14 protein-coding genes and 1 tRNA gene are annotated in these 15548 nt (G+C 61.9%); 3 read left to right on the top strand and 12 right to left on the bottom strand.

Annotated elements, in window-relative coordinates; translation table 11 throughout:
• Positions 1-48: 48 nt before the first annotated feature.
• A tRNA-Met gene (locus ACQ5BM_RS33485) sits at positions 49-125 on the top strand.
• A gap of 234 nt (positions 126-359) precedes the next feature.
• Here ACQ5BM_RS33485 and ACQ5BM_RS33480 read toward each other — a convergent pair.
• The gene (locus tag ACQ5BM_RS33480) at positions 360-935 is read right to left on the bottom strand and encodes a TetR/AcrR family transcriptional regulator (RefSeq protein WP_429820443.1); all 576 of its coding nucleotides are present in this window, start codon (positions 933-935) and stop codon (positions 360-362) included.
• A gap of 96 nt (positions 936-1031) precedes the next feature.
• On the opposite strand from ACQ5BM_RS33480, the gene ACQ5BM_RS33475 reads away from it, so the two are divergent.
• Together ACQ5BM_RS33475 and ACQ5BM_RS33470 are read left to right on the top strand one after the other, a co-directional pair.
• Positions 1032-1820, top strand: coding sequence for an SDR family NAD(P)-dependent oxidoreductase (locus ACQ5BM_RS33475; protein WP_429820441.1), 789 nt, complete (start codon positions 1032-1034; stop codon positions 1818-1820).
• A 252-nt stretch (positions 1821-2072) separates the two neighbouring features.
• Positions 2073-3002, top strand: coding sequence for an aldo/keto reductase (locus ACQ5BM_RS33470; RefSeq protein ID WP_429820439.1), 930 nt, complete (start codon positions 2073-2075; stop codon positions 3000-3002).
• Positions 3003-3087: 85 nt separating this feature from the next.
• Here ACQ5BM_RS33470 and ACQ5BM_RS33465 read toward each other — a convergent pair whose 3' ends face one another.
• From ACQ5BM_RS33465 to ACQ5BM_RS33415, 11 genes are all read right to left on the bottom strand, one after another.
• Entirely contained in the window at positions 3088-5649 is a 2562-nt protein-coding gene (locus tag ACQ5BM_RS33465) for a GcvT family protein (RefSeq protein WP_429820437.1), read from the bottom strand.
• A 304-nt stretch (positions 5650-5953) separates the two neighbouring features.
• Positions 5954-6334: a cytochrome C oxidase subunit IV family protein gene (locus ACQ5BM_RS33460; RefSeq protein WP_429820435.1), complete on the bottom strand. Its 381-nt coding sequence runs from the start codon at positions 6332-6334 to the stop codon at positions 5954-5956.
• A 9-nt stretch (positions 6335-6343) separates the two neighbouring features.
• Positions 6344-7066: a heme-copper oxidase subunit III family protein gene (locus ACQ5BM_RS33455; RefSeq protein WP_429820433.1), complete on the bottom strand. Its 723-nt coding sequence runs from the start codon at positions 7064-7066 to the stop codon at positions 6344-6346.
• Between the two features lie 11 nt (positions 7067-7077).
• Positions 7078-7782 (bottom strand): cytochrome c oxidase subunit 3, encoded by a 705-nt coding sequence (locus ACQ5BM_RS33450; protein ID WP_429820431.1) that lies wholly within the window; start codon positions 7780-7782, stop codon positions 7078-7080.
• Complete coding sequence (gene ctaD, locus ACQ5BM_RS33445; protein ID WP_429820429.1) at positions 7779-9557, bottom strand: cytochrome c oxidase subunit I; 1779 nt, start codon at positions 9555-9557, stop codon at positions 7779-7781. The genes ACQ5BM_RS33450 and ctaD overlap by 4 nt, the downstream gene beginning before the upstream one ends.
• 166 nt (positions 9558-9723) lie before the next feature.
• A complete protein-coding gene (locus ACQ5BM_RS33440; protein ID WP_429820427.1) occupies positions 9724-10566 on the bottom strand; it encodes a cytochrome c oxidase subunit II in 843 nt (280 codons plus the stop codon).
• A gap of 140 nt (positions 10567-10706) precedes the next feature.
• The gene (locus ACQ5BM_RS33435; RefSeq protein WP_429820425.1) at positions 10707-11093 is read right to left on the bottom strand and encodes a c-type cytochrome; all 387 of its coding nucleotides are present in this window, start codon (positions 11091-11093) and stop codon (positions 10707-10709) included.
• 202 nt (positions 11094-11295) lie between these two features.
• Positions 11296-12363 carry an ABC transporter ATP-binding protein gene (locus ACQ5BM_RS33430; protein ID WP_429820422.1) on the bottom strand — a complete coding sequence of 356 codons (1068 nt, stop codon included), beginning with the start codon at positions 12361-12363 and terminating at the stop codon, positions 11296-11298.
• An 11-nt stretch (positions 12364-12374) separates the two neighbouring features.
• Positions 12375-13208, bottom strand: a complete 834-nt coding sequence (locus ACQ5BM_RS33425; protein ID WP_173517651.1) for a carbohydrate ABC transporter permease — start codon at positions 13206-13208, stop codon at positions 12375-12377.
• A gap of 5 nt (positions 13209-13213) precedes the next feature.
• Positions 13214-14149, bottom strand: coding sequence for a carbohydrate ABC transporter permease (locus ACQ5BM_RS33420; protein WP_429820419.1), 936 nt, complete (start codon positions 14147-14149; stop codon positions 13214-13216).
• 96 nt (positions 14150-14245) lie between these two features.
• Positions 14246-15508, bottom strand: a complete 1263-nt coding sequence (locus ACQ5BM_RS33415; RefSeq protein WP_429820417.1) for an ABC transporter substrate-binding protein — start codon at positions 15506-15508, stop codon at positions 14246-14248.
• Positions 15509-15548 lie beyond the last annotated feature (40 nt).

Genomic DNA, 15548 nt, shown 5'->3' with positions numbered 1-15548 from the left:
AAAGCGGTTTACGCTACCGCGACAAATCCCATAGGGATTTGCGCTGGACGCGGGGTGGAGCAGCCCGGTAGCTCGTCAGGCTCATAACCTGAAGGCCGCAGGTTCAAATCCTGCCCCCGCAACCAAAGCTTCTAAAAACACCCGCCTTCATGGCGGGTTTTTTGTGGCCAACGCGGTGAGCATTGAACACCGGAGTCCGAAAGAGCCGCGGCCGACGCACCGGCGCAGAAAACAACCAAAGCCTGTCGTCGAAAACCAAATCCCGAAACATACAGAAAGCCCCCTGCGTTAACGCAGGGGGCTTTCGACGTTTAAAGGGCCGCAGACAAAAGCGGGCGAGGGACAAGGTACATCGCGTATCAGGCGACGCCGGCGGCCGTAGTCCCTTGGTGATCCTGCGCCGAAAGCCAGGTGTTGGTCTCCTCGAGGATTTCGTTCGACAGATCCGGATCGTCGGTCATTCGGGCCAGGATCAGGGCGCCAACCATTGTCGACCAGGTTCCGATCGCGGCGCGGCGCCGATGCGCTTCGTCTGGGCCGGGCGCTACTTTGCTGAGGCGCTCGAATTGCCGCCTGAGACCCGCTGTCATTTCGGCGCGCGCTTCCGCTGGTTGACGGATGACTTCCGATGCCAGAGCGGCAACCGGACAGCCATGGCCGAAATCGTCTCGATGTTCCGGTGAAAGATAACGGCTCGCAACAGTCGCCAGGTCCACGGACAGAGGTTCGCTTCCCCCCTGCAGTTCGGCCAGCGTCTGGGCAATCAGATCGTCCTTGGATTTGAAATAGCCGTAGAAACCGCCATGCGTGAGGCCGGCCGATTTCATCACATCCGTCACTGTGACGGACTCGAAACCACGCTCCCGGAATAGCCGGCCGGCGGCCTCCAGGATGGTTCGCTTGTTCTCTTCAACCTGTTGGCGGCTCACGCGCATCATCGTCTCCCAAATTTCCATTGACATTATACATGATGTCTATCATATATCCAAATACATGATGATCATCATGTATAAATCAAAGGAGCACACCCGATGAGTAAGAAGCCTGCAGTCCTCGTAACCGGTGCTTCCACCGGTATCGGCGCCGTCTATGCGGAGCGATTTGCGCGCCGCGGTCACGATCTCATTCTCGTCGCCCGCAATGCGGAGCGCATGGCAGCGCTTGCCGAGCGCTTGCGGAGCGAAACCGGTGTCAATGTGGACGTCGTCCCCGCCGACCTGACGGACGAGCAGGATCTGGCCAAGGTCGAGCAGCGCCTGAGAGAAGACGAGCGTATTGGCGTTCTGGTCAACAATGCCGGGACATCGATCCCGCGCGGCTTCCTTCAGCAGAAGAGCGAGGACATCTCGAAACTGATCGCGCTCAACATCACGGCCGTCACCAGGCTCGCGCATGCTGCAGCACCTCGTTTTGCGGAGAAGGGGGACGGGGCGATCATCAACATCGCCTCGGTCGTTGGCCTTGCTCCGGAGATGGGCGCCACCGTCTATGGCGCCACCAAGGCCTTCGTGCTGTTTCTTTCCCAGGGGTTGAACGTCGAGCTGGCAGCCAAGGGCGTCTATGTGCAGGCGGTACTGCCGGCTGCGACACGCACCGAAATCTGGGATCACGCGGGCGTCGATGTCGAGACGCTTGCCGGCGTGATGGAGGTCGGTGATCTCGTCGACGCAGCCTTGGTCGGCTTCGATCGTCGCGAGTTGGTGACAATCCCGCCGCTGCCGGACGTGAGCCAGTGGAACGGGTTCGATGCCGCGCGCCAGGCAATGCTTCCGAATTTCGCACAGTCCGAACCGGCTCAGCGTTATCGCTCTGCTGCGTGATCAGATGGCGGACTGGAAGCCGACGACCCGTCGGCTCCCACGACGTTAGACAGCAAGGCGCTGGCTGGTCGGCCCAGCGCTTGGCTTGTCTTGCCACCCGCCGTTACCACCGTCGACCATGTCCGGGCGTTTGCCAAGCGCCCCCGGACTGGTAGAGATTGAGGGGCAAGAATCGCCATTGCAGGCTGCTTGTGGCTGCCGGCGGGAAATCCTCTTTCGAAACGACGTTGATGATGATGCGAGCGTAAACCGATGAAAAAGTTCAACCTGGGAACAACCGATCTCTCCGTTTCATCCGCCGTTCTCGGCCTCATGCGGATCGCCGATCTCAGCGACGATGCCATTCGCCGGCTCTATGGCAAGGCGCGCGACGTCGGCATCAACGTCTTCGATCACGCCGACATCTACGGCGGTGAATTGCACGCCTGCGAGCGTCGCTTCGGCGACGCGCTCCAACTAAAGCCGGCCGAGCGCGAACAGATCGTCGTCCAGAGCAAATGCGGGATCCGGCGCGGCTATTTCGATTTCTCCCGCGATCATATCCTCCAGTCGGTCGACCGATCGCTCGCGGCACTGAAGACCGACTATCTCGATCTTCTGCTGCTGCATCGCCCGGATGCGCTGGTTGAGCCCGAAGAGGTGGCGGACGCCTTCGACAAGCTACAGGCGGCCGGCAAGGTCCGGCATTTCGGCGTGTCCAACCATACGCCACGGCAGACCGATCTTTTGAAGACGGCCGTGCGCCAGCCGCTCGTCGCCAACCAGATCCAGCTCAGCATCGCGCATGCTCCGTCTGTTGCCTTCGGGATTGCCGCGAACATGGCGGGCCTGGAGCAGTCGATCGATCGCGACGGCGAGGTCGTGGTCTATTCGCGGATCAACCGCATGACGCTGCAGGCCTGGTCGCCGTTCCAGCAGGGCTTTTTCGGCGGCGTCTTCGTCGGCGACGAGACCAATTACCCGGAGCTCAACCGTGCGCTGGACGAACTCTCCGGGAAATATGCGGTGTCACCGTCGGCGATCGCCTATGCCTGGATTGCCCGGCATCCCGCCAACATCCAGGTGGTCTTGGGAACGACGAGCCCTGAGCGTCTGGCAGACATAGCGCCCGGAGCTGACATCACCCTGTCGCGCGAGGACTGGTATCGCCTTTTCACCGCCGCAGGCCACGTGCTCCCCTGACATCCATCTTGCTGTGCAGAACATACGAAAAGGCCCGCTCGGAAGTGAGCGGGCCTTTGGCTTTTTGGCGCAGTACGCTGGTGGATCAGGTGCGCGGCTTCAGGTTCTCGGGATCGTAGAGCGGCTTGTAGCCGACACCGACGACTTCGACCGGATAGGTCTCGGCGAAATACTCGACATTCAGCTTGCGGCCTACCTGGCAATGGGACCAGGGCAGGTAGGCAAGCGCGATGTTCTTGCCGATCGTAGGCCCGAAAGCGATGGAGGTGGTGTAGGAGCGGCGGCCGAGTTCGTCGATCAGAACCTTGCCGGTTTCCGGATCCATCACCGGCAGGTTGCCGACCGGGTAGCGCTTCACGCCGTTCCTGTCGGTATTCTCCGTCATGACCAGCGTGCAGAGCATAGCGGGCTGGTGCTCGCGCGCCTTGTACTCCAGATGCTTTGCCTTGCCGCGGAAGTCCACGTCCTTGACCTTCGGACGGGCAAGGTCGGCCTCGATGAGGTTGTACTGGGTGAGGAGGTCGGCGTTCTGCAGGCGCAGGCTCTTTTCCATGCGGCGCGAGTTCGCATAGGTTTCGACGCCGAAGGCCATGACGCCGGTTGCGCGCAGCGCGTCCCAGACGGCGAGACCATCCTCGTACTTCATGTGCAGTTCCCAGCCCTGCTCGCCGACATAGGAAATGCGGAAGGCCGTGACCTTCTTGCCGGCGATCTCGATCGGCTTGATCGCGGCGAAGGGGAAGTTCTCGATATCGAGGCCGGCCGGATCGGCAACCACCTTCTTCAGCGTTTCGCGGGCGTTGGGGCCCCAGATGCCGATGGTGATGAACTTCTCCGAGACGTCCGTGATGGTGACGTCGAGGCCCCGGTCTTCGGCGACACGGCGCATGTAATGGAAGTCGCGCGGCCCGGCATCGGCGCCGTTTACCAGGCGGCAGCGGTCGGCCATGCGGAAGACGGTGAAGTCAGCCCGCACCATGCCCTCGTCATCGAGGAAGTGCGTGTAGATGCCCTTGCCGATGTTGCCGTCGCCGCCGATCTTGGCGGCGCAAAGCCACTCGAGCAGCTCGACATGGTCAGGGCCTTCGATATCGACCATATGGAAGTGCGAGAGGTTGACGATGCCGCAATCCTCGCTCATCGCCAGATGTTCGGCGTTGGAAACGCGCCAGAAATGGCGGCTGTCCCACTCGTTCTCGCGCACCGGGACGCGGTCACCGTATTTTTCGAGCAGATGCTCGTTGGCGGCGTAGCCGTGGGCGCGCTCCCAGCCGCCGAGCTCCATGAAGTAGCCGCCGAGCTCCTTCTCGCGCTCGTAGAACGGCGAGCGCTTGACGTTGCGGCCGGTGGCATAGGGCTCGCGCGTGTGCACGGCCGGGAAGTAGATCTTCTGCGCCGCCTCGAAGCAGCGGCCTTCGATGAACTTCTCCTCGAGCTGGTGCGGATAGAAGCGGGAATAGTCGATCGAGGCGTGGTCGATCTCGGTGCGGCCGTCGGTCATCCAGTCGGCGATCAGCTTGCCGTAGCCGGGGCCGTCCTTCACCCAGATGGCGACGCAGTACCAGAGGCCGCGCACCTTCTGGCTTTCGCCGCAGGAGGGGCCGCCGGCGGCCGATACCTGCAGGAGGCCGTTGAAGGAGTGGCTCTCGTTATAGCCGAGTTCGCCGAGGATCGGCGTCAGTTCCATGGCGCGCTCGAGCGGTTCGATGATCTGCTCCATCTCGAGGTCGCGCTGCGAGGGCGAAAGCCGTGCCTCGTGCTTTTCGAGGATGTCGCGCGGATGGCAGAGGCGGGGATTGGTGGTCTCGTAATAGCCCCACTCGATCTGGCCGCCTTCGGTGGTCTTCGGGTCGCCGGTGTCGCGCATATAGGCCGAGTTGCCCTGGTCGCGCAGCAGCGGGAAGCCGATTTCCTTGCCGGTGCCTTCGAATTCGTTGTACGGGCCGAAGAAGGTGAGCGGATGGTCGACCGGCATGACCGGAAGGTCTTCGCCGACCATTTCGGCAATGAGGCGGCCCCAGATGCCGGCGCAGACAACGACATGGTCGGCCATGATGGTGCCGCGATGGGTGACGACACCCTTGATGCGGCCGTTCTCGACGATGAGCGACTTTGCCGGCGTATTGCCGAAGACCTGCAGCTTGCCGGACTTCTCCGCTGCATCGACGAGCTTGCCCGCAACCGTCTGCGAGCGCGGGATGACGAGGCCGGCATCCGGGTCGAACATGCCGCCCATCACCTGGTCTTCTTCGATCAGGGGGAACATCTTCTTGATCTCGGCCGGCGAGACATAGTGTGCGCGGGTGCCGAAGGCCTTGGCGGAGGAAAGCTTGCGCTTGATCTCTTCCATCCACACGTCGTCGCCGGTGCGGACGACTTCCAGGCCGCCGATGCGGGCGTAGTGGCCCATCTTCTCGAAGAAGTCGATCGAATACTGCGTCGTCCAAACCGACAGATAATCGTGGCTGGTCGTGTAGCAGAAGTCGGAGGCGTGTGCCGTCGAACCGATATCGGTCGGGACGCCGGATTTGTCGATACCGACGATATCATCCCAGCCGCGCTCGATCAGGTGGTGCGCGATCGAGGCACCCACGATGCCACCCAGCCCGATGATTACGACCTTCGCCTTTTGCGGAAACTCTGCCATTGATTGCGACCCTAGTTGGATTGGATGCCGGATTTTAGGGCTTGATCCGCCATGACTAGAGCCTGTCTACGACATTATCATCAAACTGCACGACCAGAGCCGGGCAATCTGTGGATGGCGAAACGAGAGCTGTTGAGACGGTCATGCCACTGATTTCGTGAGAAAAAGCGCCCGATGGTAGCGAAGCGATTTTCCTTAGCATACAGAAGAAGCGGCCGCACTCGAATGCGTCATTGCTCAGGGCAGGAAATGTCGGCTTTACGGCTCGCTATCCAGGCGATCCGCGAAAGCAGGTGCGCAGTAATCAAGGCGCAGCGCCGAAGAAGGCGAGGCGCGTGAAGAGCACATAGTGCGATTCCGAAACCATGAGTGCCACGAGCACGAGCACCAGCAGGGGCGGCAGAAGGATAGCATAGATCAGCGCCAGCCGCTCCCAGGCCATGTGCATGAAGATCGCCACGATGAGCCCGGCCTTCAGCACCATGAAGATCAGGATCAGAGACCATCTGAGATAGCCCTGCAGCCCGAGATAGTCGACGAGATAGGAGAAGGTGCTGAGCACGAAGAGCAGCAGCCAGACGACCAGGTAGAGCCCGATCGGGTGCTGCTGGTGTTCATGCGCTGGCGCCTGCACCTGCGTCTGAGCTTGCGGTACCGTGCCGGTGTGTGCCGTCGTCTCTGCCATGGCCATGCCTCACCACAGATAGAAGAACGCGAAGATGAAGACCCAGACGAGGTCGACGAAGTGCCAGTAGAGGCCGGTGATCTCGACGATCTCGTATTGTCCCTTGCGGCTCGTGAAGAAGCCACGCTTGCCGGTGTCGAAGTCGCCGCGCCAGACCTTGCGGGCGATGATCAGCAGGAAGATGACGCCGATCGTGACGTGCGTGCCGTGGAACCCGGTGATCATGAAGAAGGTCGAGCCGAACTGGGCCGCGCCCCAGGGGTTGCCCCAGGGCCGCACACCCTCGGTTATCAGCTTTGTCCATTCGAAGGCCTGCATGCCGACGAAGGTGGCGCCGAAGAGGGCGGTCAGCAGCATGAGAAGCGCGGTCTTCTTGCGGTCCCGGCGATAGCCGAAGTTGACGGCCATCGCCATGGTTCCGCTGGAGGAGATCAGGACGAAGGTCATGATGGCGATGAGGATCAGCGGCACGTCGGTACCGCCGATGTGCAGGGCGAACACCTCGCTCGGATTGGGCCAGGGAACGGCGGTCGACATGCGCGCCGACATGTAGGCGATGAGGAAGCAGCCGAAGATGAAGGTGTCGCTGAGGAGAAAGATCCACATCATGGCCTTGCCCCAGGAGACGTTCTTGAACGCCCGCTGATCGGAGGCCCAGTCCGCGGCAAAGCCGGCAAGGCCCGTCGGGCGATGGAGCGGTTGTCTCACAGGCGAATGTGTCTCGGCGGACATGCCACGGCTCCTCAGGTCACGAGTTGCCGGCAGAGCTCGACGAAATCATTGGCCCAGCCGGAAAAGAGCGCGAAAAGCACCAGCCAAACGGCCAGCATGAAATGCCAGTAGGTGGCGCAAAGCGTGATCGACAGCACGGCCTTTTCGCCCATCGGGCCGGTGCGCGTCTTAACGATCACCCGGGTCAGCGCGAACAGGCCACCGAGGATGTGGAGGCCATGCATGCCAGATATCATGTAGAAAAAGCTGTTGGCCGGATTGTCGGCGAGCAGATAGCCGGCATCGGTGAGCTCGCGCCATGCGTAGACCTGGCCGGCGAGGAAGGCCAGCCCAGCGGCGAGGGCGGCGATCAGTGCCGTGCGGCTCGTGTCGTCCTGGTGACGCTCGGCCGTCACCCGCGCCGCGTGGAGCAGCAGGCTGCCGAGCCCGAGGATGGCGGTGTTGAGCCAAAGGATCCGGGGCATTGGCGTCGACCACCAGTCGGTGGACGCCATGCGCATGAAATAGGCGCTCATGAAGAGGGAGAAGAGGGCTGCGACGACCGCGAGGAAGACGCCAAGGCCGATCTTCGCGGGCGGGAGCGAAGGCCGATCGTGTGGGCGGGGGTCGTGGGCATGGCCGACCTCCAGCCACGGTTTGGAGAAGAGCCGCTGTCGGCTGAGCCACCAGCCGGCGATCGCGAGGATCACCGCCAGGAAGATGAAGGCGACGGTCATGAGGCCCCCTCCGGCGCAAGGCCGATCGAACCCGGCTGGTTCTGCGGAATGAAGTCTTCAGGCGCTCCGGGCACGCTGTAGTCATAGGCCCAGCGATAGACGACCGGCAGTTCCTTGCCCCAGTTGCCGTGACGCGGCGGCGTTTCCGGCGTCTGCCATTCGAGCGTCGTTGCCCGCCAGGGATTGCCGCCGGCCTCGCGGCCATGGCGGATGCTCCAGACGAGATTGAACAGGAAGACGATCTGCGCGGCTCCGACAACCAACGCCATGATGGTGATGAATTCGTTGAGCGTATGGGCCGAGGCCGGAACGAAGGCGGTTTCGCCCATTTCATAGTAGCGACGGGGCACACCGATCAGGCCAAGATAGTGCATCGGAAAGAAGATCAGGTAGGCGCCGATGAAGGTGATCCAGAAATGGATCTGCCCGAGCGTTTCGTTGAGCATCCGGCCGGTGATTTTCGGGTACCAGTGATAGATCGCGCCGAAGATGACGAGGATCGGTGCGACGCCCATGACCATGTGGAAATGAGCGACGACGAACATCGTGTCGGAGAGCGGCACGTCGACGACGACGTTGCCGAGGAACAGGCCTGTCAGCCCGCCATTGACGAAGGTGACGATGAAGGCGAGTGCAAAGAGCATTGGCAGGGTCAGGTGGATGTCACCGCGCCAAAGCGTCAGCACCCAGTTGTAGACCTTGATCGCTGTCGGCACGGCGATGATCAGGGTGGTCGTGGCGAAGAAGAAACCGAAATAGGGGTTCATGCCGCTGACATACATGTGGTGCGCCCAGACGATGAAGGAGAGCGCGCCGATGATGACGATCGCCCAGACCATCATGCGGTAGCCGAAGATGTTCTTGCGGGCATGGGTGCTGATGAGGTCGGAGACGATGCCGAAGGCGGGCAGCGCGACGATATAGACCTCCGGATGGCCGAAGAACCAGAAGAGGTGCTGGAACAGGATCGGGCTACCGCCGCCGTGTTGCAACTGCTCGCCCATCTCGACGATCGCCGGCATGAAGAAGCTGGTGCCGAGCACGCGGTCGAAGAGCATCATGACGCAGGCGACGAAGAGGGCGGGAAAGGCAAGCAAGGCCATCACCGTCGCAGTGAAGATGCCCCAGACGGTGAGCGGCATGCGCATCAGCGTCATGCCGCGCGCGCGTCCCTGGAGCACGGTCACGACATAGTTGAGGCCGCCCATGGTGAAGCCGATGATGAAGAGAATGAGGGACGAGAGCATCAGGATGATGCCCCAGTCCTTGCCGCCGGGCGTGCCCGAAAGTACCGCCTGTGGTGGATAGAGCGTCCAGCCGGCGCCGGTCGGTCCGCCGGGCGCGAAGAAGCTCGCGACGAGCACGAGCACGGCGAGCAGATAGAGCCAGTAGCTCAGCATGTTGGCATAGGGAAAGACCATGTCGCGCGCGCCGAGCATCAGCGGGATCAGGTAGTTGCCGAAGCCGCCGAGGAAAAGCGCGGTCAGAAGGTAGATCACCATGATCATGCCGTGCATGGTGATGAACTGATAGTAGCGGTCCGCGTCGATGAAGGCGAAGGCACCGGGAAAACCGAGCTGCAGCCGCATCAGCCACGACAGGACCAGCGCGACCATGCCGATGGCGATCGCGGTCGAGGCATATTGCACGGCGATGATCTTGGCATCCTGGCTGAAGACATAGCGCGTCCACCAGCTATGGGGATGGTAGAGCTCGACATCCTCCACTTCCGCTGGGCCTATCGGTTCGCCCGTACCTGACCGGATGTCGACCATCTGCGAGAACCTCCTGACACCGGATCATTTCGGTGAATGATCCAACGCTTTGAAACTACGCAATTCCGAAACGCCGAACGTCGGAATCGCCTTCGCTCACGAGCGGGATGCGGGGCCGAAATCCGCAATTACTTTTCCTCATCCCGCTTGGCCGCCAGGGCGCCTCCTATTGCGCCGGGGCGGCATTTGCTGCCTGTACCGTCTGTTTCGGCTCCGCCGCTGCCATCAGTTGCGAAAAGGTCTGTTGCTGCGAAAGCCACGCCTGGTAGTCGGCGGCGGTATCGACGACGACGGTGCCGCGCATCTGTGGGTGTCCGACGCCGCAGAGCTCGGCGCAGAGAACCTCGAAAGTACCGGTGCGTGTCGGAGTCAGCCAGAAATAGGTGACCATGCCCGGGACCATGTCCATCTTGGCGCGGAACTCCGGCACGTAGAAATCATGGAGCACGTCGATCGAGCGCAGGAGGATCTTTACCGGCTTTCCGACTTCCAGATGCAGCTCGCCGCCTTCGATGACGACGTCGTCAAGGGTTGCCGCATCGTTGCGGTTGAGGCCAAGCGAATTCTCCGGGGTGACGTCGCGCGTTTCGGAGGTTCCAAGCTTGCCATCGGCGCCGGGCAGGCGGAAGCTCCAAAGCCATTGCTGGCCGACGACCTCAACCTCTGCAGCACCGTTTGGCACGGTGACGAACTGATGCCAGACGAAAAGGCCGGGTGTCAGCATGGCGGCGACGCCAAGCGTCGTGCCGCCGGCGAGCCATCCTTCGAGCCTTCGGTTTTCCGGTTCATAGGCCGCCCGGTTCCCCGGGCGATGGCGAAAACGGAGAACGCAATAGGCCATGAACATCACCACGGCGACGAAGACGACGCCGGTGATCCAGAAGGTGATGATCAGCGTATTGTCGATGTAATTCCAGTTGGACGCGATCGGCGTCCACCACCACGGGCTCAACAGATGGAACAACACCGATCCGACAGCCAGCAATACCAGAATAACTACCACGGCCATTTCTTGTCCCTCCTCGCCGCGAGCGGCTGTGGGCATGAATACGCAATCCGTAGAGCTCCAACTGCAATTATTGCACGAACGTCAAATAGTCGCAATTCGCCGTCTCATCTCTGACGGCGCCTGCTTCTAATCTTTCTCGGCTACTGCGAATACTGCTTGAGGTAGGCGAGGAGGTTGGAGATGTCCGTGTCGTCTTTCAAGCCGGGAAAGGCCATCTTCGTGCCCTTAACCTTGGCCTTGGGATTGTGGAGATAGTCGCGCAGCGTCGTCTCGTTCCAGACCAAGCCACCCTTGCCGGCATCGACCATTGCCGAGGAGTAGCTGAAGTTGGGATGAGTGCCGGCAGTTCGCCCCAACACATGGTTGAGCGAGGGGCCAACCTTGTTGGTATCGCTCTCGGCGATATGACAGGTGGCGCATTTCTTGAAGACCGTGGCGCCGGCGGCGGCATCGCCCTCTTGCGCGAAGGCTGCGAACGGACAGAGCAGGGTTGTCGAAAAGGCAAGGGCAACAACAAAATTTCGCATGACACTTCCTCATAATCGCCGGGCGCAGGCAAGGAAGGCTATCGTCAGTTCGTCGTCTCGGCGGTGCTTGCTTCTCTCAATTGGCGCCACGGGCGGTTGATACTTGCGACATTGAAACGGTACGCCTCGCTTTGTGGAAGTCAACCGCCGCAGCCCGGCCGTTCGCCGGCTGCGCCTAAATTTTCACCAGAGGGATCGGCAATCAGACGCGATTGCCGGCGGCGTTGAAGAAATGCAATCGCTCGACCGGCAGCCGTACGGGAAGCGAACCCGAGGCATTCAGGAACCTGCGGTCGTTGGTGAACGCCTTGAATCCGGAACGGCCGAAGGAGAGATGCAGGATGATGCCGAAGCCGGTAGGCTCGACCAGGTCGACGGTGGCCTTGAGCGCATCCGGTCCTTCAGCGCCGATTTCCACATGCTCCGGGCGGATGCCGAGGGTCGCCTGGGCGCCGTCGGTCAAGGCGGGATGCGGCTGTGCCGGGATGACAATGCCGCCTTCCGTTTCGAAGCGCGGGGCGGAGCCGTTGCGGTAGGTACCCCCGAAGAAGTTCATTCCGGGCGAACCGATGAAGCCGGCGACGAAGAGGTTGGCCGGCCGGTCATAAAGATCGAGCGGGCTGCCGACCTGCTGCACGAAGCCGCCGTTCATGGCAACGATCCGGTCGGCAAGCGTCATCGCCTCGATCTGGTCGTGGGTGACGTAGATCGAGGTCGCGCCGAGATCCTTGTGCAGCTTCTTGATCTCGGCACGCATCTGCTCGCGCAGGCGGGCATCAAGGTTCGAGAGCGGCTCGTCGAACAGGAACGCCTTCGGCTCGCGCACGATGGCGCGCCCCATGGCGACGCGCTGGCGCTGGCCGCCGGAAAGCGCGCGGGGCCGGCGTTCGAGCAGCGGATCGAGGCCGAGCTTTGCGGCCGCACTGGAGACGACGCTCGCGATCTTCTCCTTGGCGGTCTTTCGGAGCCTCAGGCTGTAGCTCATGTTCTTGGCGACCGACATGTGCGGATAGAGCGCATAGGACTGGAACACCATGGCGATGTCGCGGTCTTTCGGCGCCAGCTCGTTGACGCGTTTGCCCGCGATGCGGATCTCGCCCGAGGTCACGCTCTCAAGGCCGGCGATCATGCGCAACAGCGTGGACTTGCCGCAGCCGGACGGGCCGACCAGCACGACGAATTCGCCGTCGCCGATCTTCAAGTCGACATCGTGCAAGACCGGGTGGATGCCGTAGGATTTCTGGATGTTGGCGATATCGATGGAAGCCATTGGTACAATCCTCAGCCTTTGACCGCGCCGGCCGTGAGGCCCTGGACGAGATAACGTTGAATGAGCAGGAAGAAGAGGCAGGCGGGGATGAGCGCGAGCACGCCGGCGGCCATCATCTGCCCGAAGTCGACGGAGAACTTCGACACGAACGACAGTAGTCCGACGGGGAAGGTTGCCTGGTCGTTGCCGGAGATCAGCATCAGCGAGAACAGGAGCTCGCTCCAGGCGGCGGTGAAGACGAAGCCGAGCGTCGCGGCGATGCCGGGCAGCGTCAGCGGCAGGATGATCTGGCGGAAGGCGACGAACTGCGTTGCGCCATCGATCATCGCCGCCTCTTCCAGATCCTTCGGAATGCCGTCGAAGAAGGACTGCATCAGGAAGGTGGCGAAGGGTACGTTGAAGGCGGTGTAGACGATGACGAGGCCGGTCAGGCTGTTCGTCAAACCGAGCGGCGACAGGATCTTGAAGATCGGCGCCACCAGCATCACCAGCGGGAACATCTGCGTCAGAAGCATCAGCGCTACCAGCCAGTATTTGCCGCGGAAGTTGAAGCGCGACAGGGCATAGCCGGAGAGCGAGGCGAGGATGGTGACGATCACGGCCGTCGAGCCGGAGACGATCAGGCTGTTCCTGAAGAACACCGGAAAGGCGCTATGGCGCAGGACGAAATCGAAATGTTCGAGACTGGCGTGCGACGGCCAGAGCCTGATACCTTCGGAATAGAGCAGGTCGTTCGGGGTGACTGCGACCTTCAGCAGCCAATAGAGCGGGAAGAGCGCGAAGGCGATATAGGCGAGGATGGCCAGCCGGTGCGCGATCGTGAGGAACAGAGGTTTGGCGCGCATCGGTCTCAATCCTTGCTCAAGAGCCATTGCCGCAGGATGACGATCAGCATCGAATAGCCGAGCAGCAGCGCCAGAAGCACGAGCGCGATCGCCGAGGCGTAACCGAAATCCAGCCGCTTGAAGGCCTGGGTGAAGATATAGCTGGCGACGATCTGGGTGCGATCGGCCGGTCCGCCATTGGTCATGACGATGATCAAGTCGGCGAAGTTGGAGATCCACACCGTACGCAACAGAATGGTGATGGCGATCGTCGGGGCAAGGAAGGGAAGGGTGATCGACAGGAAGCGCTGGACCGGCCCGGCACCATCGATGCTGGCGGCCTCATAGAGGTCGCGCGGGATCGCCTGGAGGGCGGCAAGCAGCGTGATCGCGAAGAAGGGAATGCCCCACCAGACATTGGCGACGATTGGCCCCCACATGGCAAGCTGCGGGTCGGACAGGATGTTGTGCGGCTCGCTCATGATGCCGAGGCCGAAGAGCCAATGCGGCAGCGGACCGACGACCGGGTTGAACAGCCAGGCCCAGTTGAGGCCGGCGAGGAAGCTCGGAACCGCCCAGGGCAGGAAGACGAGGGCCTGTGCCAGGCCGCGGCCATAGAAGGGCTTGTCGAGCAGCAGCGCCAGAATCAGGCCGAAGACGAACTGGAGGAGAACCGAGGCGCCGGTCCACCAGAGCGTGTTGCGTAGTGCCCGGTAGAAGGCCTGGTCCTCGGAGAGTGCCCGGAAATGATCGAGGCCGACATAGGCACCGGAGAACGGATTCAGGAGCTGGATGTCGCGAAAGGCGTAGGAGACGCCGAGCACCAGCGGCACCAGCATGACCGTGACGATCAGGATCAGCGCCGGCGCGCTATAGAGATAGGGCGCGGCGCCTTCGGCGATGCGCTTCATCAACGGCGTCCTGCTTTTGGGCAGGCCGCTTTGGCGGGCGACATAGTCCATCGATCGAGTTTTCCCCTGTGCGGCCGCCGGTTGTTCGGGCGTGCCTGTTTTCACGAATGAAGGGCCGGCGGCCGCAAGCCGCCGCCGGCCGAAGGCTTACTTCTTGCTGGCCAGGAACTTCTGCTGCGCCTTGGTCAGGTAGTCCGCCCACTGGTTGGCGAGTTCCTCCGGAGTGATGTCGCCGAGCAGGGCTTCCTGGGTGGTCTTGATGGCGAGCGAATCCTTGAAGAACGCGAATTCTTCGAGGTAGGTCGGCATGACCGTCAGCACGACGTCCTTGTCGGCGAGCTCGTCGAACCAGCCCTTGAACTGCGGGCTTGCATAGAAGGGATCCTTCTCGGCCGACTTGTGCACCGGCAGTGCGCCGGTGCGCTTGTTCCACTCGATATTACCTTCCGGCCCTTCGAGCGTCTCGATCAGCTTCCAGGAAAGGTCCTTGTTCTGGCTTGCCGAAAGCATCGACCAGCCGGCGAAGCCTATGGTGGTGAAAGCCTTGCCGCTCGGGCCCTTCGGCATGGTGGTGACGCCGAAATCGTCGGACTTCATGCGCTCGGCAATGGCGATCAGCGCGTCCGGATCCTGGTCGAGGAAGGCGCAGGTACCGCTGTAGAAGCCGGCGACGATCTCGTTGAAGCCCCAGTTGACGCTGTCCTTCGGCGCCAGCCCCTTCTTGTAGAGGTCGATCACCCAGGTCAGGCCCTTGACCCAGCCTTCGCTGTTCATGGTCGAGGTGCCGTCCTCGTTGAAGAAGGTGTTGCTGCCGGCCATGGTGGCGCCGAACATCACCCAGCCGTTGAGGCCACCCGGACCGCCGCGCAGGCAGTAGCCGGATTTGCCCGGAAGCTTGGAGACGGCTTCGGATGCCTTGACGAAATCGTCCATGGTCTTCGGCGGCTCGCTGACGCCGGCCTCCGACAGCAGCTTCTTGTTGTAGAACATCGCCCGCAGATAGAAGCCGTAGGGCAGCATATAGGCGGTGTCGTTGACGTCGCGGCCGAGTTCGAGCGCGCGTTCGGTCAGGCCGCCGGTGTGTTCCCACTTGGCGAGGTAGGGCTCAAGGCTTTCGAGCATGCCATTGTTGGCATAGAGCGACAGCCAGGTGTCGGGCATTTCCATCACGTCGGGCAGTTCGCCGGCCGAGACCATGGTGGCGAACTTCTGGAAGGCTTCGCCCCAGGGCAGCGAGATGATCTCGACAGTCGTGCCGGGATTCGCCGCCTCGAACTTGGCGACGATCGACTTCAGCGTCTCGGTGCGCTCGGGGCTAGTGATGACCTCGACGAGCTTCAGCTTGGTGTCGGCGAGTGCGCTTCCGGCCATCAGGCTGGCGAGAAGCGTGGCAGTGATCAGTTTCTTCATTTCTGTTCCCTCTTCTTCGTTGGTTTTGGTTCAAAGTGGG

The organism is Ensifer sp. B1-9, assembly GCF_050474445.1.
Lineage (GTDB): Bacteria > Pseudomonadota > Alphaproteobacteria > Rhizobiales > Rhizobiaceae > Ensifer.
Note: the sequence above shows the minus strand (reverse complement) of the source record. Positions and strands in the feature narration are given on the sequence as shown.

What these genes read in the sequence shown, in the direction of transcription:
- ACQ5BM_RS33465 (WP_429820437.1), bottom strand. Translation starts at nt 5,649, where the DNA reads ATGGCAGAGTTTCCGCAAAAGGCGAAGGTCGTAATCATCGGGCTGGGT.
- ACQ5BM_RS33470 (WP_429820439.1), top strand. Translation starts at nt 2,073, where the DNA reads ATGAAAAAGTTCAACCTGGGAACAACCGATCTCTCCGTTTCATCCGCC.
- ACQ5BM_RS33430 (WP_429820422.1), bottom strand. Translation starts at nt 12,363, where the DNA reads ATGGCTTCCATCGATATCGCCAACATCCAGAAATCCTACGGCATCCAC.
- ACQ5BM_RS33475 (WP_429820441.1), top strand. Translation starts at nt 1,032, where the DNA reads ATGAGTAAGAAGCCTGCAGTCCTCGTAACCGGTGCTTCCACCGGTATC.
- ACQ5BM_RS33425 (WP_173517651.1), bottom strand. Translation starts at nt 13,208, where the DNA reads ATGCGCGCCAAACCTCTGTTCCTCACGATCGCGCACCGGCTGGCCATC.
- ACQ5BM_RS33460 (WP_429820435.1), bottom strand. Translation starts at nt 6,334, where the DNA reads ATGGCAGAGACGACGGCACACACCGGCACGGTACCGCAAGCTCAGACG.
- ACQ5BM_RS33480 (WP_429820443.1), bottom strand. Translation starts at nt 935, where the DNA reads ATGCGCGTGAGCCGCCAACAGGTTGAAGAGAACAAGCGAACCATCCTG.
- ACQ5BM_RS33420 (WP_429820419.1), bottom strand. Translation starts at nt 14,149, where the DNA reads ATGGACTATGTCGCCCGCCAAAGCGGCCTGCCCAAAAGCAGGACGCCG.
- ctaD (WP_429820429.1), bottom strand. Translation starts at nt 9,557, where the DNA reads ATGGTCGACATCCGGTCAGGTACGGGCGAACCGATAGGCCCAGCGGAA.
- ACQ5BM_RS33415 (WP_429820417.1), bottom strand. Translation starts at nt 15,508, where the DNA reads ATGAAGAAACTGATCACTGCCACGCTTCTCGCCAGCCTGATGGCCGGA.
- ACQ5BM_RS33435 (WP_429820425.1), bottom strand. Translation starts at nt 11,093, where the DNA reads ATGCGAAATTTTGTTGTTGCCCTTGCCTTTTCGACAACCCTGCTCTGT.
- ACQ5BM_RS33450 (WP_429820431.1), bottom strand. Translation starts at nt 7,782, where the DNA reads ATGACCGTCGCCTTCATCTTCCTGGCGGTGATCCTCGCGATCGCCGGC.
- ACQ5BM_RS33440 (WP_429820427.1), bottom strand. Translation starts at nt 10,566, where the DNA reads ATGGCCGTGGTAGTTATTCTGGTATTGCTGGCTGTCGGATCGGTGTTG.
- ACQ5BM_RS33455 (WP_429820433.1), bottom strand. Translation starts at nt 7,066, where the DNA reads ATGTCCGCCGAGACACATTCGCCTGTGAGACAACCGCTCCATCGCCCG.